Origin of the sequence: Methyloversatilis sp. MC4-4 (genome assembly GCF_049843555.1) — a bacterium.
Classification (GTDB): domain Bacteria; phylum Pseudomonadota; class Gammaproteobacteria; order Burkholderiales; family Rhodocyclaceae; genus Methyloversatilis; species Methyloversatilis discipulorum_B.
In genome coordinates this window covers 18,315-37,083 of the sequence record NZ_JBBHZK010000005.1, presented here as the reverse complement: position 1 = coordinate 37,083, position 18,769 = coordinate 18,315, and the positions used below count along the sequence as shown (strand labels likewise).

At 66.3% G+C, this 18,769-nt stretch carries 19 protein-coding genes; 4 read left to right on the top strand and 15 right to left on the bottom strand.

Annotated features, from left to right (window positions below):
• Positions 1-67: 67 nt before the first annotated feature.
• The 5 genes from WDZ97_RS18115 to WDZ97_RS18095 all read right to left on the bottom strand — a co-directional run bounded on the left by WDZ97_RS18115 (position 68) and on the right by WDZ97_RS18095 (position 5,314).
• Positions 68-1,270, bottom strand: coding sequence for a branched-chain amino acid ABC transporter substrate-binding protein (locus tag WDZ97_RS18115; RefSeq protein WP_425763693.1), 1,203 nt, complete (start codon positions 1,268-1,270; stop codon positions 68-70).
• 146 nt (positions 1,271-1,416) lie between these two features.
• Positions 1,417-2,601: a nidogen-like domain-containing protein gene (locus WDZ97_RS18110; protein ID WP_425763692.1), complete on the bottom strand. Its 1,185-nt coding sequence runs from the start codon at positions 2,599-2,601 to the stop codon at positions 1,417-1,419.
• Positions 2,602-2,844: 243 nt separating this feature from the next.
• The gene (locus tag WDZ97_RS18105) at positions 2,845-3,774 is read right to left on the bottom strand and encodes an acyl-CoA desaturase (protein WP_425763691.1); all 930 of its coding nucleotides are present in this window, start codon (positions 3,772-3,774) and stop codon (positions 2,845-2,847) included.
• Between the two features lie 156 nt (positions 3,775-3,930).
• Positions 3,931-4,260, bottom strand: a complete 330-nt coding sequence (locus WDZ97_RS18100) for a c-type cytochrome (protein WP_425763690.1) — start codon at positions 4,258-4,260, stop codon at positions 3,931-3,933.
• Between the two features lie 178 nt (positions 4,261-4,438).
• Positions 4,439-5,314 carry a DMT family transporter gene (locus WDZ97_RS18095; RefSeq protein WP_425763689.1) on the bottom strand — a complete coding sequence of 292 codons (876 nt, stop codon included), beginning with the start codon at positions 5,312-5,314 and terminating at the stop codon, positions 4,439-4,441.
• Between the two features lie 99 nt (positions 5,315-5,413).
• Here WDZ97_RS18095 and cobT point away from each other — a divergent pair, with 99 nt between their 5' ends.
• Together cobT and WDZ97_RS18085 are read left to right on the top strand one after the other, a co-directional pair.
• The gene (gene cobT, locus WDZ97_RS18090) at positions 5,414-6,463 is read left to right on the top strand and encodes a nicotinate-nucleotide--dimethylbenzimidazole phosphoribosyltransferase (RefSeq protein WP_425763688.1); all 1,050 of its coding nucleotides are present in this window, start codon (positions 5,414-5,416) and stop codon (positions 6,461-6,463) included.
• Between the two features lie 24 nt (positions 6,464-6,487).
• Positions 6,488-7,252: an adenosylcobinamide-GDP ribazoletransferase gene (locus WDZ97_RS18085; protein WP_425763687.1), complete on the top strand. Its 765-nt coding sequence runs from the start codon at positions 6,488-6,490 to the stop codon at positions 7,250-7,252.
• 143 nt (positions 7,253-7,395) lie between these two features.
• On the opposite strand, the gene WDZ97_RS18080 is transcribed toward WDZ97_RS18085, so the two are convergent.
• The 4 genes from WDZ97_RS18080 to mnmG are packed head-to-tail and all read right to left on the bottom strand — an operon-like array spanning position 7,396 to position 11,642.
• On the bottom strand, positions 7,396-8,253 hold the full coding sequence (locus tag WDZ97_RS18080) for a ParB/RepB/Spo0J family partition protein (RefSeq protein ID WP_425763686.1): 858 nt from the start codon (positions 8,251-8,253) through the stop codon (positions 7,396-7,398).
• A gap of 28 nt (positions 8,254-8,281) precedes the next feature.
• Positions 8,282-9,052: a ParA family protein gene (locus WDZ97_RS18075; RefSeq protein ID WP_425763685.1), complete on the bottom strand. Its 771-nt coding sequence runs from the start codon at positions 9,050-9,052 to the stop codon at positions 8,282-8,284.
• 8 nt (positions 9,053-9,060) lie between these two features.
• On the bottom strand, positions 9,061-9,699 hold the full coding sequence (gene rsmG / locus WDZ97_RS18070) for a 16S rRNA (guanine(527)-N(7))-methyltransferase RsmG (protein ID WP_425763684.1): 639 nt from the start codon (positions 9,697-9,699) through the stop codon (positions 9,061-9,063).
• A 53-nt stretch (positions 9,700-9,752) separates the two neighbouring features.
• A complete protein-coding gene (gene mnmG, locus WDZ97_RS18065; RefSeq protein ID WP_425763683.1) occupies positions 9,753-11,642 on the bottom strand; it encodes a tRNA uridine-5-carboxymethylaminomethyl(34) synthesis enzyme MnmG in 1,890 nt (629 codons plus the stop codon).
• A 164-nt stretch (positions 11,643-11,806) separates the two neighbouring features.
• Here mnmG and WDZ97_RS18060 point away from each other — a divergent pair, with 164 nt between their 5' ends.
• Positions 11,807-12,112 carry a hypothetical protein gene (locus WDZ97_RS18060; protein WP_198291407.1) on the top strand — a complete coding sequence of 102 codons (306 nt, stop codon included), beginning with the start codon at positions 11,807-11,809 and terminating at the stop codon, positions 12,110-12,112.
• A 34-nt stretch (positions 12,113-12,146) separates the two neighbouring features.
• Here the strand turns inward: WDZ97_RS18060 and WDZ97_RS18055 are convergent, their stop codons facing one another.
• The 6 genes from WDZ97_RS18055 to rpmH form a co-directional block, all read right to left on the bottom strand.
• The gene (locus WDZ97_RS18055) at positions 12,147-12,911 is read right to left on the bottom strand and encodes a sulfite exporter TauE/SafE family protein (protein ID WP_425763682.1); all 765 of its coding nucleotides are present in this window, start codon (positions 12,909-12,911) and stop codon (positions 12,147-12,149) included.
• Between the two features lie 37 nt (positions 12,912-12,948).
• A complete protein-coding gene (gene mnmE, locus WDZ97_RS18050; RefSeq protein WP_425763681.1) occupies positions 12,949-14,307 on the bottom strand; it encodes a tRNA uridine-5-carboxymethylaminomethyl(34) synthesis GTPase MnmE in 1,359 nt (452 codons plus the stop codon).
• A gap of 137 nt (positions 14,308-14,444) precedes the next feature.
• The gene (yidC, locus tag WDZ97_RS18045) at positions 14,445-16,088 is read right to left on the bottom strand and encodes a membrane protein insertase YidC (RefSeq protein WP_425763680.1); all 1,644 of its coding nucleotides are present in this window, start codon (positions 16,086-16,088) and stop codon (positions 14,445-14,447) included.
• Positions 16,089-16,127: 39 nt separating this feature from the next.
• Complete coding sequence (gene yidD, locus WDZ97_RS18040) at positions 16,128-16,337, bottom strand: membrane protein insertion efficiency factor YidD (RefSeq protein ID WP_019916071.1); 210 nt, start codon at positions 16,335-16,337, stop codon at positions 16,128-16,130.
• Positions 16,334-16,729, bottom strand: a complete 396-nt coding sequence (rnpA, locus tag WDZ97_RS18035; protein WP_425763679.1) for a ribonuclease P protein component — start codon at positions 16,727-16,729, stop codon at positions 16,334-16,336. Before rnpA ends, yidD begins: the two co-directional genes overlap by 4 nt.
• A 70-nt stretch (positions 16,730-16,799) precedes the next feature.
• A complete protein-coding gene (gene rpmH, locus WDZ97_RS18030) occupies positions 16,800-16,934 on the bottom strand; it encodes a 50S ribosomal protein L34 (RefSeq protein WP_019916069.1) in 135 nt (44 codons plus the stop codon).
• Positions 16,935-17,306: 372 nt separating this feature from the next.
• On the opposite strand from rpmH, the gene dnaA reads away from it, so the two are divergent.
• Positions 17,307-18,755: a chromosomal replication initiator protein DnaA gene (gene dnaA, locus WDZ97_RS18025; RefSeq protein WP_304014188.1), complete on the top strand. Its 1,449-nt coding sequence runs from the start codon at positions 17,307-17,309 to the stop codon at positions 18,753-18,755.
• The last annotated feature ends 14 nt before the right edge of the window (positions 18,756-18,769 follow it).

Here is an 18,769-nt window from a genome sequence, read left to right as displayed (position 1 = left end):
CAGACGCCTGCGGTGCGCGCCGCCCGGCCCGGGGCCGGTGCGGACGCGCAGGACTGCATTGTGCCGCTCAGTTGTTCGGCTTGCCGCCCATCGTTTCGAGTGCCGACCAGGCACCGGCCTTCGCCTGATACAGCGTGACCGCGCCGTCCTTGATGTCGCCCTTTTCGTCGAACTGGATCTGCGCGCTCAGGCCCGGGTAGTTCAACGCCGCCAGCGCCGGCAGGAACTTCGCCGTTTCGGTCGAACCGACCTGCTTCATCGCTTCGGCCACAACGCGCACCGCGTCGTAGGCATAGGGTGCGTAGAGCTGGATGTCGGTGTTGTACTTCGCCTTGTAGCGGTCACGGAAGGCGGTACCGCCGGCCATCTGGTCCAGCGGCACACCGGGCAGCGAGCAGTAGTGGCCTTCGGCGCCCTCGCCTGCCAGCTTGTGGAATTCAACCGTGCAGGCGCCGTCGCCGAACAGCATCGGCGCGGTAATGCCCAGCGTCTTCAGCTGACGCGCCATCGGACCGGCCTGGGTGTCCATGCCGCCGTAGAACACGAGATCGGGCTTGGTCGACTTCACCTTGGTCAGGATGGCGGCGAAGTCCGTTTCCTTGTCGGTCGTGTATTCGCGGGTGACCACCTCGGCGCCGGCGGCCTTGGCCGCCTTCTCGAACTCGTCGGCCAGGCCCTGACCGTAGGCGGTGCGGTCATCGATGATGGCGATCTTCTTCGCGCCCAGCTTGCTCGTGGCGAAGCTGCCGAGCACGCTGCCTTGCTGCACGTCGTCGGCGAACACCCGGAACGCCGTCTTGTAGCCCTGCCGCGTGTAGGTCGGATTGGTGGCGGACGGCGACACCTGGACGATGCCCGCGTCGTGATAGATGCGCGACGCCGGAATCGTCGTGCCGCTGTTCAGATGACCGATCACCGCGTGCACGCGAGCATCGGCCAGCTTCTGCGCCACCGTGGTGCCCTGACGCGGATCGGCCTGGTCGTCCTCGCCCAGCAGTTCGAACTTCGCCACCTTGCCGCCGATCAGGATCTTCTCGGCATTCAGGTCGTCGATGGCCAGCCGGGCGCCATTCTCGTTGTCCTTGCCGAGGTGGGCCTGCGGACCGGTCAGCGGTGCCACATGACCGAGGCGGATGGTGATCGTGGCCTCGCCGGCATCGGCGGTCGCGGCCGGCACGGCGGCCTCTTCCTTCGGACCGCAGGCGGCGAGCAGGCAGGCCGACAAGGCCACGAGTGCGGACAGCGGGCGCGACGGGGTGATCAGGGTCATGTGGAATCTCCGCAAGGGACTGAAAAGGTTGTCAGCCCCGGATTTTGCGGGCGGGCGCCCGGAGCGTCAATTTGGATGCGGCAGAAACGACGATGCCGGTGCGCACAAGCGCACCGGCATCGTCAGTCTGCATCAACGAACGGCAATCAGCGCGCCATGCGGCGACGCGCGGCGGCAATCAGGCCGAGACCGGCGAGGAACATCGCGTAGGTTTCCGGCTCAGGAACCGGCACCGTCACGACGATGGGGTTCTGCGACATCGACACCGGGCCGGTCTCGCTGAAGGTGAGGCCGGTCACGAAGGCGGTCGGGTTCAGCGGGTCGAGCGCTGCGCCCTCCTCGATGCCGAGGATGCGGAAGCGGGTGACCGCCTCGGCAAAGGTGAAGGTGACGCCGCCGGTCAGCACGTCGCCGCTGGCCACCCAGGCTTCGCCGTTCCAAAGCCACAGATCGTACAGGCCGTCGCCGAAGGTCGGCAGCAGCACCGAGGTGATCGACGGACCGCTGTTGACGATGTAGTCGTAGCCGATGGCGATGTCCGGATCGATGAACACCGGCGTACCGGCGACCACGTTGAAGTCGAAGTTCCAGCCTTCGTCGCTGGCCACCGGCATCAGCGGGTTGGAGGCCGACGAACCGGGCAGCTGGCCGTTGCGGATCGCGAACGACCACAGGCCGGCTTCGCCGCCCGCCACGTTCGTCGTGTGCTGCAGGTTGAGCACGTCACCGGTACGCGAACCGGGCAGCGTCAGATAGTTGACGCCATCACCGGCGTCGTAGCCGGCCTGCGCCGGAATGCCGCCCAGGCCGTTGGTACCGTCGCTGGCGTCACCGGTGGTCCATTCGAGGCGCTCGTAGCGGAAGTCGACGTCGAAATTGCCGTCGCCCTGGTTGCGCAGCACCAGCTGGAAACTGTTGGTCTTGTCGGTCGCCGAGCTGTAATAGCCGACCGCGTCCCAGGTTACGGCCAACGTGTTGGCGTTCGGCGAATGGATCCACACATTGCCGGTGCCGCGCGTGTCGACGTCGCCCCAGAAGGGCGCGATCATCGGCTGCGAAGCGATCGGGAACGCTTCCGGCGTGAAGGCGCGGAGCGCCGACTGGAATGTGATGTTGCCGTTGTTATTGACGAAGAAGTTGCTGAAGGTCTGGCCGAAGAAATTGATGTCGAACGGCAGCGGCAGCTGATTGGTCGATTCGTCGTCGTTGGCCGCCAGGAACTGCGAGCCGTAGATATTCTCACCGACGCCGAAGGTGAGCATCGAAACAGCCTGCGCGCCGCCGGACAGCGTGGCGATCAGCGCGGGCAGGAGAAGGGTGCGGAATTTCATCTGTAACGCTCCGGTAATGTTCGTCCGGGCGTCAGCAAGTCATGTGCCAATGCATATGACTTTAGTATTAGTCCTTTCGGATCATCGACCTACGACAGATGGCGGCTGCACGCCGTTTCAGCGGTGTAAGGCGGGCCGACACGGCCGTCCTGAAGTGCTTAGCACAACGCCGATCGCAACAGCCCCATGTCAGCTGAAGCGATGCGTGACGCGGGTCACGGCCGGCGCATTGCGCGTGATCGCTCAGCTGCGCACCTTGTCGCCGGCCGGCAGCGGGCTCAGCCCGCCCTCTTGGCGCACGTCATCCGGCAGTCGTTCGCGCAGATCGCTGATGATGCCGAGTGCGGCCATCGCCTTCAGGATGTAGAAGGTGACGTCGATTTCGTACCAGGCGAAGCCGGCACGCGCGCTGGCGCCGTAGCGGTGGTGGTTGTTGTGCCAGCCGCCGCCGAAGGTGAGCAACGCGAGCAGCGGGCGGTTCACCGAATCGTCGTCGGTGTCGTAGCGGCGGTAGCCGCCCGGCATGAAGCGGAAGTGACCGACCGAATTGACCATCGATACCGTCTGCACGCCGAGCGCGGTGGGAAGGAAGAAACCCCACATCAGCGCCGCACCGCCGCTGACCGTCGGGCCGAAAGCACCGGCCTGCGCCAGCAGCCAGATGAAGAAGGCGCCGGACAGCATGAGCAGCGTGTAGTGCTTGTTCACCCAGAGGATTTCCGGGTAGCGCGCAAAATCGGGCACGACGTCGAGGTCGGTGTCCTTGTAGCGCTCGCACCAGACCCAGCCGACGTGCGAATGGAACAGGCCGTGCTGGCGCGGCGAGATCGGATCGTCCGGCGTTTCGACGTTCTGGTGGTGGTGGCGGTGCACCGACGCCCACCACAGCGGGCCATGCTGGCCGCACTGCGAGGCGATCACCGCGAGGATGAACTGCACCGGGCGCGAGCACTTGAAGGCACGGTGCGAGAAGTAGCGGTGGTAGATGCCTTCGACGCCTAACATGCGCAGCGCGTAGCTGGCCAGCGCCAGCCACACGAGCGGCCAGGTCGGCGGATAGACGAAGGGGGTGGCGATCGCGGCCGCGAACAGGATGACGTAGCGCACCCGTGTCTGGTTGATCGACTCGGTGACCTGCTTGCCGTACTGCGTGCGGGACGCTGCTGCGCTCATGCTCGACCTTCTCCGGGAAACAGGATGTCGGGCGCGAGTCTAGCAAGCGGGGTATTGCAGCCGATGCGCCGAATACGTCCGCCGATTGACCCCATTTCGACCGGTCAACGAAAAAAGCCGGCCATGCGGCCGGCTTCTTCATGCGCGACGGACTGCTTACTTGGCGCCAGCGAGCACCCAGGCTGCCAGCGTCTTGGCATCGGCGTCCGACAGGCCAGGCTGGGCCGGCATCGGCATCGGGCCACCCCAGGACGGCTTGGTGCCTGCCGGCGTGCCGGCCTTGATGAAGGCGGCGACCTTGGCTTCGGCGTCCTTCTGGCCGGCGTACTTCTTCGCGACTGCCTGGTAGCCCGGACCGATCTTCATGTCGGCGCCCTGCGAATGACAGGCCAGACAGCCTTTGGCGGTGGCCAGGTCCTTGCTGGCGAAAGCCGGCGCGCTTACGAGCGCTGCGGCGCAGACGACGGCGGAAATCAGGGTTTTCATGGTGTTCCTCGACGGAGTGGTTGATCCAACGTTCAGTGGGTCGCGGGGCCGGGCAGATCCGGCGCAGGCTCGGCGGCGCGGCCCGCAAGTCTAAGCCAGCCGACAGCGGGTGAACAAGAGCGTGCCGTGCAGCCTGCCCCGGATACAACGACGGCCAGCCGCCGCACGTTGACCGGGATCAGCGTCCGGGCGTTCGCCGCCAGCCGAGGCTGAGCGCCGTTCCGACCAGGATGACGACGGTGCTCGCCAGCATCGCCAGCGTCGGCCGCTCGTCGAACAGCAGATGGCCCCACAGCATGGCAAAGGGCGGAATCAGGAAAGTGAGGCTCAAGGCCTGCGTCGCCCCCATGCGGCCGACCAGACGGAAATACAGCGCATTGGCCAGCGCGGTGGACACCAGACCGAGCACGGCGACCGCCAGCAGCGCGCGGCCGGACGGCAGATGATCCGGCAGCGAAGTCAGCGCCCAGGGCAGCAGCGCCAGAGCACCCACCAGCGAAAACCCGGTCGCGACCGCCGATGCCTCGACATCGTGCAGGCGGCGCTTCACCCACTGCACGCACAGACCATAGGACGCCGCTCCGGTCAGTCCCAGCGCAACCGCGTCCATGCCCACCCGCAGCGTGCCCACCTCACGCAGCGTGGCCAGCACCGCCACACCGGCAAAACCGAGTAGCAGACCGAACTGCTTCGAGCGCGATACCGCTTCGCGCCACAGCCACACGCCGAGCAGCGCCGAAAACAGCGGCGAGGTCGCGTTCAGTACCGCGGCAAAGCCGGCGCTGGAGCGCATGACGGTTTCGGCAAACAGTACGAAAGGCAGCGCTGTACTGCCGGCGCCGGCCAGCAGCAGCCAGAACAGCACGCGACCGCGTTCGGCCGGAGCGACCGCCCGCAGCGGCCAGCCGAATACCGCGAGCAGCGCCGCCGACGCCAGCACGAGCCGCAGCCCGACGGTCAGCGGCAACCCCAGCTCGGGGATGGCGACGCGGTAAAGCGCGAAGGACGCGCCCCAGATCAGCGCCAGCAGCAGGAATTCGACACGGGTGCGCACGGTGGGGCGGGGGCGAAGCGGGCTGCCATTGTCGCCGGCCGGCGCCCGGCCCGCCAGCCGGCTAAACTGCCGGCCTGCATCTGCCGCCGCCGGAACATCATGACGCCCCGCTTCGACCTCGCCCCGCCCGCCCCTGACCTGTCCGCCGCACTGCAGGCCTGCCTCGACAACAAGACCAAGCCGCTGGGTGCACTCGGCCGGCTGGAAGCGCTGGCGCTGCAGATCGGTCAGGTGCTGGGCTCGACCGCGCCCCAGCCGGGGCAGGCGCACCTGCTGGTGTGCGCCGGCGACCACGGCACGCTGCGCGACGCGCGCGGTCGCGGCCTGTCGGCCTATCCGGCCGACGTGACCTGGCAGATGGTCGAGAACTTCCTCGCCGGCGGTGCCGCCATCAATGTGCTGGCACGCGAAGGCGGCATGGCGCTGCACATCGCCGACTGCGGTGTGGCGCACGACTTCGGTCCGCGCGACGGCCTGATCGCCGCCAAGGTGGCACACGGCACCGCCAGCTGGTTCGACGGGCCGGCGATGACGCCGGCGCAGTGCGCGCAGGCGCTCGAGAACGGCGCGCGCATCGCCCGCGACATCGCGGCCGGCGGCGCCCGCGTGCTCGGCTTCGGCGAGATGGGCATCGGCAATACCGCGTCGGCCTCGCTGATCACCCACCTGCTGACCGGTGCCGCAATGGATGACTGCGTCGGCCGCGGCACCGGTCTGGGCGACGCCGCGCTGGCCGACAAGAAGCGCGTGCTGGCCGGGCTGGCCGCCCGCTACGACGGTCCGCGCGACGCGTTCTCGGTGCTCGCCGCCTTCGGCGGCTTCGAAATCGCCACGATGGCCGGCGCCATGCTCGGTGCCGCGCAATCGCGCATGCTGCTGCTGATCGACGGCTTCATCAGTTCGGCCGCCGCGCTGGTCGCCCACGCGCACGCGCCGGCGCTGCGCCACTACTGCGTGTTCTCGCACCGCTCGCAGGAGCGCGGCCACGCCATCCAGCTCGAACACATGCAGGCGTTGCCCTTGCTCGATCTCGACCTGCGCCTCGGCGAAGGCACCGGTGCCGCGCTGGCCTGGCCGCTGGTGCGCGCAGCGGCGGCCATCCTGCGCGACATGGCCAGCTTCGATTCGGCCGGCGTGTCGAAGGCGTGAGCGGCACACAGCGGTGACGCAGCGATGATCCGCCGCGAACTCGAACTGTTCTTCAACGCGCTGCGTTTCTTCACGCGGCTGCCGGTGCCCGCCTGGGTCGGCTGGTCGAACGAGTTGATGAACGCCAGCGCGCGCTGGTTTCCGGCCGTGGGCTGGATTGTCGGCGCGGTCGGCGCCGCCGTGCTGTGGGCGACCGGGCAAGTGCTGCCGGCCGCACTGGCCGTCGTGCTGTCGACGGCGGCGACGATACGGCTGACCGGCGCCTTCCACGAGGACGGCTGGGGCGACGTCTGCGACGGTTTCGGCGGCGGCTGGTCGCGCGAACAGATCCTGACCATCATGAAGGACTCGCGCATCGGTGCCTACGGCGCCATCGGCATCGTGCTCACGCTGGCGGCCAAGCTGACGGCGCTGTCCGCGCTGCCGCTGACGAGCGCGGTCGTCGCGCTGCTGGTCGCACACCCGCTGTCACGGCTGTGCGCGACCGCATTGATCTGCACGATGCGCTACGCCCGCGACGAGGACCCGGACGGCGTGTCGCGCGCCAAGCCGCTGGCGGTGAAGCTGTCGGGTGGCGGAATGCTGTGGGCGGCACTGTGCGGGCTGGTGCCGCTGGCGCTGCTCGCACCGGTACAGATCGCGCTGGTGACCGGGCTGACGCTGCTCGTCACCGTCGCCGCCGCCCGTCACTTCCAGCGCCGTATCGGCGGCTACACCGGCGACTGTCTGGGCGCCGTGCAGCAGCTCACCGAACTGGCGGTGTATCTGGCGCTGAGCGCGCGGATCTGACCGCGGTTCGGCTTGCTGGTGGTGAACTTGCTCGCGCGCGTAGCCTGAACCGAAGCTTGCGGCCCGCCACTGCCCGGTCGCGGCCAAGGCCGCTCCTGCAGGGGCTGAGCCCGATCCGCGGCCGGGTGTCGCGAGCGCTTGCTTCAGGCGCGCAGACGGGCGATCAGGCCATCCAGCTGGTCGAGGTCGTTGAAGCGGATGACCAGCTTGCCGGCGCCACGCGCGTTGGCAGCGATCGCCACCGGCGCGCCGACGATGTCCGACAGTTCCTCTTCCAGCCGCGCCAGATCGCGTGACGGTTCGGCTTTTGCTTTGTTGCCCTGCTCGGCCAGACCGCCGCGCGCCACCATCTTTTCGGTGTCGCGCACGGTCAGGCCCTGGGCGACGACACGGTTGGCGAAGGCGATCTGGTCGGCCTTGGGCAGGCTCAGCAGCGCGCGCGCGTGGCCCATGTCGAGGTCGCCGGTCACCAGCTGTTCCTGCACCGGTTCGGCCAGCTGCAGCAGGCGCAGCAGATTGGTGGTGGCCGAGCGCGAGCGGCCGATGGCGTTGGCGGCCTGCTCGTGCGTCATGCCGAATTCGTCGATCAGACGCTGCACGCCGGCCGCCTCTTCCAGCGGATTCAGATCCTCGCGCTGGATGTTCTCGATCAGGCTCATCGCCAGCGCGGCGTCGTCCGGGATGTCGCGCACCAGCGTCGGTACTTCGCTCAGCCCGGCGAGCTGCGCGGCACGCCAGCGTCGTTCGCCGGCGATGATTTCGAATCGCCCGCCACCGACGCTGCGCACGATGATGGGCTGCATGATGCCCTGCGACTTGATCGAGTCCGCCAGCTCTTCGAGCGAGCCAGGATCCATGCGGGTGCGCGGCTGGTACTTGCCCGGCTGCAGCAGGCCGACGTCCAGCGAGCGCAGTTCGCCCGAATTGCCGGATTCACCGGTATTGCCGGCCAGCAGCGCGTCGAGGCCGCGGCCGAGGCCCTTCAGTTTGGGAGGAGTCATGGCGTTCGGTGTTGTTGTCGTGGGTCGATCAGAAGCTCTTCACACGCTCGATCATTTCCTGCGCGAAGGCGCTGTAGGCCTGCGCGCCCTTGGCGTTCTTGTCGAACAGCACGCCGGGAATGCCGTAGCTCGGCGCCTCGGCCAGCCGCACATTGCGTGGCACGAGGGTGCGGAACACCTTGTCGCCGAAATGCGATTCGAGCTGGCCGGACACCTGCTGCGACAGCGTGCTGCGCGGGTCGAACATGACGCGCAGCAGGCCGATGATCTTCAGGTCGCGGTTCAGGTTGGCGTGCACCTTCTTGATCGTATTGACCAGATCGGACAGGCCTTCCAGCGCGTAGTACTCGCATTGCATCGGAATGATGACGCCGTGCGCCGCGCACAGACCGTTCAGCGTGAGCAGGCTGAGGCTGGGCGGACAGTCGATCAGCACGAAGTCGTAATCGTCTGCATGCTCGGCAATCGCCTTCTTCAATCGGTTTTCCCGATTCTCCAGACCCACCAGTTCGACCTCGGCACCGGCCAGATCGCGGTTTGCCGGCAACACGTCCAGCCCGGCATGCGGACTGGTCACGCGTGCGTCGGCCAGCGACGACAGGCCGACCAGCACCTGATAGACGCTGGACTTGAGCGTGCGCTTGTCGACGCCGGCGCCCATCGTGGCATTGCCCTGCGGGTCGAGATCGACCAGCAGCGTGCGCTGCCCGGCCTGGCCGAGCGCGGCGGCGAGGTTCACGCTGGTGGTGGTCTTGCCCACCCCGCCCTTCTGGTTGGCGACTGCGAAGATGTGCGGCATGCGGGGCCTCAGGCGGTGGCGGCGTCGCGCGCCAGCCACAGCAGGTGGCGCGCGCCTTCAACACCCGGCACCTGCAGCTCTTCCGAGCGCACCAGCTTCCAGCCGGTGGGAATGGCACGCACTTCCTCGTCCGGATAGACGCCCTTCATCGCCAGCATGCGGCCGTCAGGCTTCAGCAGGTGGCCGGCGACCTTGATGAAGTCGGCCAGATCGCCGAAGGCACGCGAAATGATGAAATCGCGCCCTTCCGGCAAGGTCACCGCTTCGGCGCGCGCGGTCTGCACGTCGAAGTTCTCGAGGCCGAGGTCGATGCGTACCTGCTGCTGGAAGGACGCCTTTTTCGAGTTCGGCTCGATCGACACCACGTCCAGATCGCTGCGCGCGATGGCCAGCGGAATGCCGGGCACACCGCCACCGGAACCGATGTCGGCCAGCTTCGCGCCTTCCGGCAGGAAGCGTTCGACCGACAGCGCGTCGAGCAGATGGTGGGTGAGCATGCGGGATTCTTCGCGTATCGCGGTCAGGTTGTAGACCGCGTTCCACTTGGCCATCAGTGCGATGTAGCGCAGCAGACGGGTACGGGCTGTCGCGGTGAGCGGCAGGTCAAGTGCGGCAAGGCCGGCGTCGAGTTCGGTTTGCAAGGTCATGGGCGGATGTTTTCCGGGTGCTTCGAATCTGTCCGGCCGGGCGGCCGGGATGTTCAGGCCGCGCTGCGCACGGCTGCGCGCTTCTTCAGGTACACCAGCAGCAGCGAAATCGCCGCCGGCGTGATGCCCTGGATGCGCGAAGCCTGGCCGAGAGTCTCCGGCCGGTGCAGCGTGAGTTTCTGCTGCACTTCGCGCGACAGACCGCCGACCGCGCCGTAGTCGATGTCGTCCGGAAGGCGCGTGTCTTCGGTTGCGCGCAGCTTGTCGACCTCGTTCTGCTGGCGGTCGATATAGCCCTGGTACTTGGCCAGTATGTCGAGCTGCTCGATGGCCTGTGCGTGGTCTATCGGCGCCGGAGCGCCCGGCAAGGTCATCAGTGAGGCGTAGCTCACGTCGGGCCGGCGCAGCAGATCGAACAGCGTGTATTCACGCTCGATCGCCTTGCCCAGCACGCGCTGTGCATCCTCCGCCGGCAGCGTGTCCGGACGGATCCACGTGGAACGCAGTCGCTGTTCCTCTGCCGCGATGGCGTCGCGCTTGCGGTTGTAGGCATCCCAGCGCGAGTCGTCGATCAGGCCCATCGAACGGGCGACGTCGGTCAGGCGCAGATCGGCGTTGTCTTCGCGCAGGCTCAGGCGGTACTCGGCGCGCGACGTGAACATGCGATAGGGCTCGGCCACGCCGCGGGTGATCAGGTCGTCGACCAGCACGCCGAGGTAGGCTTCGTCACGGCGCGGGCACCAGCTTTCAAGTCCCTTGGTCTGCCGTGCCGCATTCAGTCCGGCAAGCAGCCCCTGCGCCGCCGCCTCTTCATAGCCGGTGGTGCCATTGATCTGGCCGGCGAAGAACAGACCTTCGATCGCCTTGGTTTCGAGCGACGATTTCAGGCCGCGCGGATCGTAGTAGTCGTACTCGATCGCGTAGCCCGGACGCAGGATGTGCGCGTTCTCGAGACCGGGAATGCTGCGCACCAGATCGACCTGCACATCGAAGGGCAGCGAGGTCGAAATCCCGTTCGGGTACACCTCGTGCGTGGTCAGGCCTTCCGGTTCGAGGAAGATGTTGTGGCTGTCGCGATCGGCAAAGCGGTGGATCTTGTCCTCGATACTCGGGCAGTAGCGCGGGCCGACACCTTCGATCACGCCGGTGTACATCGGCGAGCGGTCAAGGCCGCCGCGAATGATGTCGTGCGTGCGCAGCGTGGTGTGGGTCATCCAGCACGGCAGCTGGCGCGGATGCATGTCGCGCGAGCCGATGAAGCTGAACACCGGCACCGGGTCGTCGCCCGGCTGCGCCTGCATGACCGAATAGTCGATCGTCCGTCCGTCGATGCGTGGCGGCGTGCCGGTCTTGAGCCGGCCCTGCGGCAAGGCCAGTTCCTTCAGCTTTTCCGCCAGACGGATGGCCGGCGGATCCCCTGCCCGGCCGGCCGAGTGATTCTGCAGGCCGACGTGCACACGGCCATTCAGGAAGGTGCCGGCCGTCAGCACCACGGCCTTCGCGTGGAAGCGGATGCCCACCTCGGTCACCACACCGGCGACGCGCTCGCCTTCCATGATCAGGTCGGCCGCTGCCTGCTGGAACAGGTCGAGATTCGGCTGGTTTTCGAGCCGGCTGCGGATCGCGGCCTTGTACAGAATTCGATCGGCCTGGGCGCGGGTTGCGCGCACCGCGGGACCCTTGCTCGCATTCAAGATACGGAACTGGATGCCGCCCTCGTCGGTGGCCAGCGCCATCGCACCACCCAGTGCATCGACCTCTTTCACCAGATGACCCTTGCCGATACCGCCGATCGACGGATTGCAGGACATCTGGCCCAGCGTTTCGATGTTGTGCGTCAGCAGCAGCGTGCGCGCGCCCACCCGTGCGGCAGCGAGCGCGGCTTCGGTGCCGGCGTGGCCGCCACCGATGACGATCACGTCGTAACGGGTCGGAAAATCCATGTTCGCTGCAATGCAAAAGAGGGCGAAGGGGCTGAATGATACGACCTTGGGCGCGCAACATAAAGGCAGAAAGGTTGACACCGTTTCACTGACTTACAGTTGCTTACCGCACAAAGCGTTTCTGCAATCTAGGCTTGCAGCGTGTTCCCCACACGAGAATGATCATGAAAGCGCTTGGCACTGCACTGGCTGCACTGACGCTGGCCTTCAGCGGCAACGCGATGGCGGATCGTGACGATCATCGACGTCACGGCTATCACGGCGGTCACCATCACAAGCATGGTGGTCACTGGAAGCACCGCGATCGGCACCATCACCACCATCACTATCACGGCCCGAGCGTGCGCTACGGCTACTATCCGGCGCCGGTCTATGCTCCCGCGCCCTATTACGGCTACGCGCCACGCCCGCACTACCGTCACCACGACGGCGTGACCATCATCCTTCCGCCGGTGCGTATCGGCTTCTGATGGTCGTGATGTTCCACGTGGAACATCACGACGTTCATCCGACGAAGGTGTCCCACATCAGTCGCGCGATCAGTATCGACACGACGACGATGAATACACGGCGCACGAAAGCTGCGCCGTTTTTTATGGCGAGGTGGGCACCGACCCAGGCGCCCGCGAGATTGGCAAGCGCCATCGCCGCCGCCACCTTCACCATGATGGCGCCGACCGGTACGAACCAGGCGAGCGCAGCAAGGTTGGTGCTGACGTTTACGACCTTGGCCGCCGCCGATGCGCGCAGGAAATCCCAGGCGTAACAGCGCACGAACAGGAAGATCAGGAAGCTGCCGGTACCCGGTCCGAAGAAGCCATCGTAGAAACCGATGAGCGCACCGAGCACCAGCGCAAGTATGGGTTTCGGGCGATGCGCCGCCGCCTCGGCACGGATCACGCCGAAGTCCTTCTTCTTCAGCGTGTAGGCAAGTACCGCAACCAGCAGCACGATTACGACTGGCCTCAGCATTTGCGGCGGGAACATGCCGACCGCCGCCGCACCGGCGAACGACGCGACGAAGGCGGCAAGCGCTGCGCGCCACAACACCTTCCAGTCCATCTCTACCCGGCCTAGATAGCGGCGCGCGGCGAAGGTCGTACCGACAATGCTGACCGCCTTGTTGGTGCCGAACAGCGTGGCCGGCGCAGTACCCGGAAAGACGTTGAACAGCAGCGGTACCTGTACAAGACCACCACCACCGACCATGGCGTCGACCAGGCCGGCGAAGAAGGCGCCGGCGCACAGGATTACCAGTTCGGTCAGCACGACGCTTCCTTGCGATGTTTCACGTGAAACATCCTCGTCACTTGCCGATGCAGAAGCGCGAGAAGATTTCGCCGAGCAGATCGTCCGGCGTGAACTCGCCGGTAATCTCCCCCAGTGCGCGGTGCGCCAGCCTCAGTTCCTCGGCGAACAGATCGAGCTGCAGCACCTCGCCGGCGATGCAGCGCGCCGCCATATCCAGATGCTCGACCGCCCTGTCGAGCGCGTGCAGGTGGCGGGTGCGCGCTGCCAGCGCGTCCTCGGCGCCACCGTGCCAGGCCACGCGATCGAGCAGCGCGCGCCGCAGCAGATCGAGGCCTTCGCCGACGCGCACCGACAGCCACACCGTCAGGACGCCAGCGTGTTCTTCCTCCCTCGCCTGCTCGCCGGTCAGATCGATCTTGTTGAACACACGTATGCGCGGAAGACCTGCCGGCAGCACGGCATCGATCGCCTGCGCTTCGGCGTCGAAACCACTGCGTACATCGACCAGATGCACCACCGCGTGTGCCCGTTCGAGCTCGCGCCGGGTGCGGGCAATACCCGCCTGTTCCACCGGGTCGTCGGTCTCCCGCAGGCCCGCCGTATCGATCACATGCACCGGCACGCCGTCGATGGCGATCAGCTCGCGCAAGGTGTCACGGGTGGTGCCGGCGATGTCGGTGACGATGGCGCGATCCTCACCGGCCAGCGCGTTGAGCAGGCTGGACTTGCCCACATTGGGCGCACCGGCCAGCACGACGGTCAACCCTTCGCGCAAGACCGCGCCACACCGGGCACGCTCGCGCAAGGCCGTGAGCGCCGACATGACCTCGGCCAGCTTGTTGCGTGCGCCGGCCTGTTCGAGGAATTCGACATCCTCTTCCGGGAAATCCAGCGTCGCCTCGACGAACATGCGCAGATTGACCAGCGCATCCTCGAGCGCGTGCACGTGGCGGGAAAACTCGCCTTCGAGCGAGCGCATCGCCGAGCGCGCCGCCGACGTCGTCGTCGCCTCGATCAGATCGGCCACCGCTTCGGCCTGCGCGAGATCGATGCGATCGTTGAGGAATGCGCGTTCGGTGAATTCGCCCGGCCGCGCCGGCCGCGCACCCAGTTCGAAGCAGCGTGCGAGCACCGCCTGCAGTACCGCCGTTCCGCCGTGGCCGTGCAGTTCGAGCACGTGTTCGCCGGTATAGGACGCCGGCGCCTCGAACCACAGCGCTATGCCGTGATCGATGAGCGCACCGTCCGCCGCGACGAACTTCGCGAAGGTCGCATGTCGCGCCTCGGGCAGGCGACCGAGCATGCCGCGGGCGACCGCCGCAGCGCCCTGCCCGGACACCCTGACCACACCGATGCCGCCGCGACCCGGTGCGGTGGCGATGGCGGCAATGGTGTCGGTCGGGCGAGCGGACATGGCGATCGGTCAGGTCAGGTTTTCAGGGTGCTGTCGTGACGAGGGCGCCGCCCCCGCACCGATCCGGCCATCATCGCCGGAATCCCGCGGGAGCGGCGCCCTCGCCGCAGTAAAGCCTTCAGTCAGTCAGGCGATGGTCAGGCCTTGGCCGTCTTCCCGCTCTCGATCATGCGCGTGATCTGCCACTGCTGCGCGATCGACAGGATGTTGTTCACCGTCCAGTACAGCACCAGACCGGCCGGGAAGAACAGGAACATGCCGGTGAAGATGACCGGCAGGAACAGCATCACCTTGGCCTGGATCGGGTCCGGCGGCGTCGGGTTCAGCTTGGTCTGCACAAACATCGTCACGCCCATGATGATGGGCAGCACGAAGTACGGATCCTTGATCGACAGGTCGGTGATCCAGCCTATCCACGGCGCGTTGCGCATTTCGACGCTGCCCAGCAGTACCCAGTACAGCGCGATGAACACCGGAATCTGGATCAGGATGGGCAGGCAGCCGCCGAGCGGATTGATCTTCTCGGTCTTGTACAGCTCCATCATTTCCTGCTGCATGCGCACGCGGTCGTTGCCGTGGCGCTCCTTGATCTGCTGCATGCGCGGCGTGACCAGGCGCAGCTTGGCCATCGACTTGTAGCTCGCAGCCGACAGCGGGAAGAAGATGGCCTTGATCAGGATGGTCAGCAGGATGATGGCCCAGCCCCAGTTGCCGACCAGCGCGTACAGCTTTTCCAGCACCCAGTGCATCGGCGAGGCGATGATCTTCAGCCAGCCGTAATCGACCACGTGATCCAGGCCCGGCGCCATCGCGTCGAGGTTGGACTGGATCTGCGGGCCGGCGTACAGCGGCACCTCGACGGTCGAGGTGGCACCGGCCGCCGCCGGCTGAACCGGCACGATGACGCCAGCCGTGTACAGATTGTCACCAACCTTCTTCGCGAAGAACTCGCGCTCGACCCCTGCGGCCGGCACGAAAGTGCTGACGAAATAGTGCTGCACCAGCGCCACCCAGCCGTCCGGCGCCTTGGTGACGAACTTGGCCTTGCCCTTGTCGATGTCGCTGAAATCGACCTTCTGGTACTTGCCCGCTTCGGTATAGAAGGCCGGGCCGGTGAAGGTGCTCAGCATGCTGGTGCCCGCCGATACCGCCTTGCCATCCCGCAGCAGCTGGAAATAGGCGTGCGCTGCAACCGGCGCGCTGCCGTTGTTGGCGATCTCGAAACGGGTGTCGATGCGGTAGCTGCCGCGGGTGAAGGTGAGCACCTTGGTCACCGCCACGCCGTCCGGACCGGCGGCAGTCATGCGCAGCTCGACCTTGTCCTGCCCGTCGGCCAGCTTCAGCTCGCCCTCGGGAAGCTGATACACCGTCTTGTGCGTCGGCATGCCGTCGCCGATCAGGCCGCTCTGTGCGTGGTAAAGATTGGCGCCACCGTTGTCCAGCAGCACGAAATTGCCTTCGGACTCAGGGCCAGCGTGATGCTTGAGCAGTTCGAGGCGGATGATGGAACCGCCCTCCGCCGACACGTCAGCGATGAACAGATCGGTCACGACGCGCGCGGCGGCGGTCTGCGCGACAGCCGTCGTCTGCGGCACGTCGGACGGTGCGGCGGCGCTGCTGACCGTCGGCACCGGCGCCTGGGCGCCGGCCGACTGCGCAGCGGTCGCGTCGGTGGCCACGGCCGGTGCGGCCGGCGGCTGGTTGAAGCGCTGCCAGCCATCCCACAACATGAACAGCGAAAACAGGAAAACGATCAACAGGGCGGAGCGTTGGGTATCCATCGTCGGAATCGTCTTGAAAGTAATTGAGGGTGCGCGTGCTCAGGGCACCGGGTCGTAACCGCCCGGATTCCATGGATGACAGCGCAGCACGCGGCGCAGCGCGAGCCAGCCGCCGCGCACGCTGCCGTGGCGGTGGATGGCTTCGCTGGCGTATTCGGAACAGCTCGGCATGAAACGGCAATTGCGACCGAGCATCGGGCTGATGGCGTAACGGTAGACCGCAATCAGTCCGAGCAGCAGGGATTTCATTGTCCGGCCTCCGCGGCAGGCACTGTGGCGCGTCGCACGCGGCCGAGCAGCGCGTCGATCTCTTCGCGCAACAGGCGGCGGTCGAGCACGGCCGGCCGGGCATTCAGGCGAAGGATGATGTCGAGCTGCTTGAGTTCCGGACGCATATGGCGGAAAGCTTCGCGCGCCAGGCGCTTGACCAGATTGCGGGTGTTCGCCCGCTTCAGGAAGCGCTTCGCGATCACGACGCCCAGACGAGCGCCATCGCAGCCGGACGGACCGTGATGGATCACGAAATGTCGACTGCGCTGGGTACGCCGCAAAGCAAAAACGGATGAGAACTCATCCGTTTTTCTGAGCCTGTATTCAGGTCGGAAAGCAAAGCGACCGGCGGGCTGCGCGGCGATCTGCATTCCGGGCCGTGTCTCGGGGTTCACCTTCGGGGGTTCCCCTGCCAACCGGCCGGAAAAACTGCTGTCTGCGTCAGACGGCCAGACGGGCACGGCCCTTGGCACGACGGGCGCGGATCACTGCACGACCACCGCGGGTGCGCATGCGCTCGAGGAAACCGTGGGTGCGGGCGCGGCGGATCTTCGACGGCTGGTAAGTACGCTTCATGGCCTGCTCACTGTGTATTGGCGAAAACGCGCGATTACAGCGTAAAAGGGGTCGCCTGTCAATTGCCGTCCGGGCCCGCGCCGATGTCCAGACGGCGCGCCGAAAAAATATTTCGCTGGCGTGAATACGTGATCACAGCGCCAAACGAGCGCCAAGCCAGCCTGCCTTGCGGGTATGCGTCACCGCCTCAGCGGTGGATAAGAGGGCCTGAAGTCGCTAGAATCGATCCCCTAAAAACAGCACATAAAGCTGCTCCGACCCGGCGCCCCCGATCATGCATCGGACCACGCGCATCAAATCCTGGGTCAGGACGCATCCCGCTACGCTGTCCCGCAACCTCACGACATCGACCCGGCGACCACGCAGACCATGATGCAACAGTTTTGGGAAGTCTGCCTCAGCCGCTTCGAACAGGAACTCCCCGCACAGCAGTACCAGACCTGGATCAAGGGTCTGCGCATCGGTCAGAGCGACGACGATTCGCTGGCGCTGGTCGCGCCGAACCGGTTCGTTCTGCAGTGGGTCCGCGAGCGCTATCTGGCGCGCATCGAAGCACTGGGGCTGGAGTATTTCTCCCAGCCGCTGTCGGTCAGGCTCAGCCTGCCCGACCCGGCAACGAAGGCCGCAGCGGCCGCCGACACCCCGATGGTCGCCGCCCGCAACGGCACGCCGGCCGACAACGACGGCGAACGTCCGGCGCGTGCCGCACTGCGCGCCGCCGGTGAGCCCGACAGCACGCGCGTCGCCGCGCCGGCGCTCATCGTCCGTCCGTCTGCCGGCAACAACGGCAGTGAACGCGACCGTTCACGTCTGAACCCGGGCTTCACCTTCGACAATCTGGTCACCGGTCGCGCCAACGAGCTGGCCCGCGCCGCTGCCATCCAGGTCGCGCAGAACCCGGGCATGTCCTACAACCCCATCTTCATCTACGGGGGTGTGGGCCTGGGCAAGACCCACCTGGTGCATGCGCTCGGCAACGAGGTGATGAAGCACAATCCGGATGCGGTCATCCGCTACGTGCACGCCGACGACTACTACGCCGACGTGGTGCGCGCCTATCAGCAGAAGAGCTTCGACGCCTTCAAGCGCTACTACCGCTCGCTCGACGTGCTGCTGATCGACGACATCCAGTTCTTCAACAACAAGACGCGCACGCAGGAGGAGTTCTTCTACGCCTTCAATGCGCTGACCGATGCGAAGAAGCAGATCGTCATCACCTGTGACACCTATCCGAAGAACATCCAGGGCGTCGAGGAACGCCTGACGACGCGCTTCGGCTGGGGCCTGACGGTGCAGATCGAACCGCCCGAGCTGGAAATGCGGGTGGCCATTCTGAAGAAGAAGGCCGAGATGGAACGGGTGAAGGTGGGCGAGGACGTCGCCTTCCTGATCGCCAAGAACATCCGCAGCAATGTGCGCGAGCTCGAAGGGGCACTGAAGAAGGTGATCGCCTTCGCCCACTTCCACACGCTGCCGATCTCGCTCGAAGTGGCGCGTGAGGCGCTGAAGGACCTGCTGGGTGCGCACAACCGGCAGATCACGCTGGAGTTCATCCAGAAGACCGTATCCGACTACTACAAGATCAAGGTGTCGGAGATGTATTCGAAGAAGCGGACGCGCGCGATCGCGCGGCCGCGGCAGGTGGCGATGTGGCTGGCCAAGGAACTGACGCCGGAGAGCTATCCGGCCATCGGCGAATCCTTCGGCGGCCGCGACCATACGACCGTGCTGCACGCATGCCGCACGATCGCCGACCTGCGCCTGAAGGACGAAGTGCTGAACCATGACCTGCACGTACTGACGCAGACGCTGCGCAAGTAAAAAGGGGTCGGTGC

Excerpts from the sequence above, each read along its gene's own strand:
- rnpA (WP_425763679.1), bottom strand. The coding sequence starts at position 16,729 with ATGCAGATCGCCGCGCAGCCCGCCGGTCGCTTTGCTTTCCGACCTGAA.
- WDZ97_RS18105 (WP_425763691.1), bottom strand. The coding sequence starts at position 3,774 with ATGAGCGCAGCAGCGTCCCGCACGCAGTACGGCAAGCAGGTCACCGAG.
- cobT (WP_425763688.1), top strand. The coding sequence starts at position 5,414 with ATGACGCCCCGCTTCGACCTCGCCCCGCCCGCCCCTGACCTGTCCGCC.
- WDZ97_RS18100 (WP_425763690.1), bottom strand. The coding sequence starts at position 4,260 with ATGAAAACCCTGATTTCCGCCGTCGTCTGCGCCGCAGCGCTCGTAAGC.
- rsmG (WP_425763684.1), bottom strand. The coding sequence starts at position 9,699 with ATGACCTTGCAAACCGAACTCGACGCCGGCCTTGCCGCACTTGACCTG.
- mnmG (WP_425763683.1), bottom strand. The coding sequence starts at position 11,642 with ATGGATTTTCCGACCCGTTACGACGTGATCGTCATCGGTGGCGGCCAC.
- mnmE (WP_425763681.1), bottom strand. The coding sequence starts at position 14,307 with ATGTCCGCTCGCCCGACCGACACCATTGCCGCCATCGCCACCGCACCG.
- yidC (WP_425763680.1), bottom strand. The coding sequence starts at position 16,088 with ATGGATACCCAACGCTCCGCCCTGTTGATCGTTTTCCTGTTTTCGCTG.
- WDZ97_RS18110 (WP_425763692.1), bottom strand. The coding sequence starts at position 2,601 with ATGAAATTCCGCACCCTTCTCCTGCCCGCGCTGATCGCCACGCTGTCC.
- WDZ97_RS18115 (WP_425763693.1), bottom strand. The coding sequence starts at position 1,270 with ATGACCCTGATCACCCCGTCGCGCCCGCTGTCCGCACTCGTGGCCTTG.
- yidD (WP_019916071.1), bottom strand. The coding sequence starts at position 16,337 with ATGAAATCCCTGCTGCTCGGACTGATTGCGGTCTACCGTTACGCCATC.
- WDZ97_RS18080 (WP_425763686.1), bottom strand. The coding sequence starts at position 8,253 with ATGACTCCTCCCAAACTGAAGGGCCTCGGCCGCGGCCTCGACGCGCTG.
- dnaA (WP_304014188.1), top strand. The coding sequence starts at position 17,307 with ATGCAACAGTTTTGGGAAGTCTGCCTCAGCCGCTTCGAACAGGAACTC.
- WDZ97_RS18085 (WP_425763687.1), top strand. The coding sequence starts at position 6,488 with ATGATCCGCCGCGAACTCGAACTGTTCTTCAACGCGCTGCGTTTCTTC.
- rpmH (WP_019916069.1), bottom strand. The coding sequence starts at position 16,934 with ATGAAGCGTACTTACCAGCCGTCGAAGATCCGCCGCGCCCGCACCCAC.
- WDZ97_RS18075 (WP_425763685.1), bottom strand. The coding sequence starts at position 9,052 with ATGCCGCACATCTTCGCAGTCGCCAACCAGAAGGGCGGGGTGGGCAAG.
- WDZ97_RS18060 (WP_198291407.1), top strand. The coding sequence starts at position 11,807 with ATGAAAGCGCTTGGCACTGCACTGGCTGCACTGACGCTGGCCTTCAGC.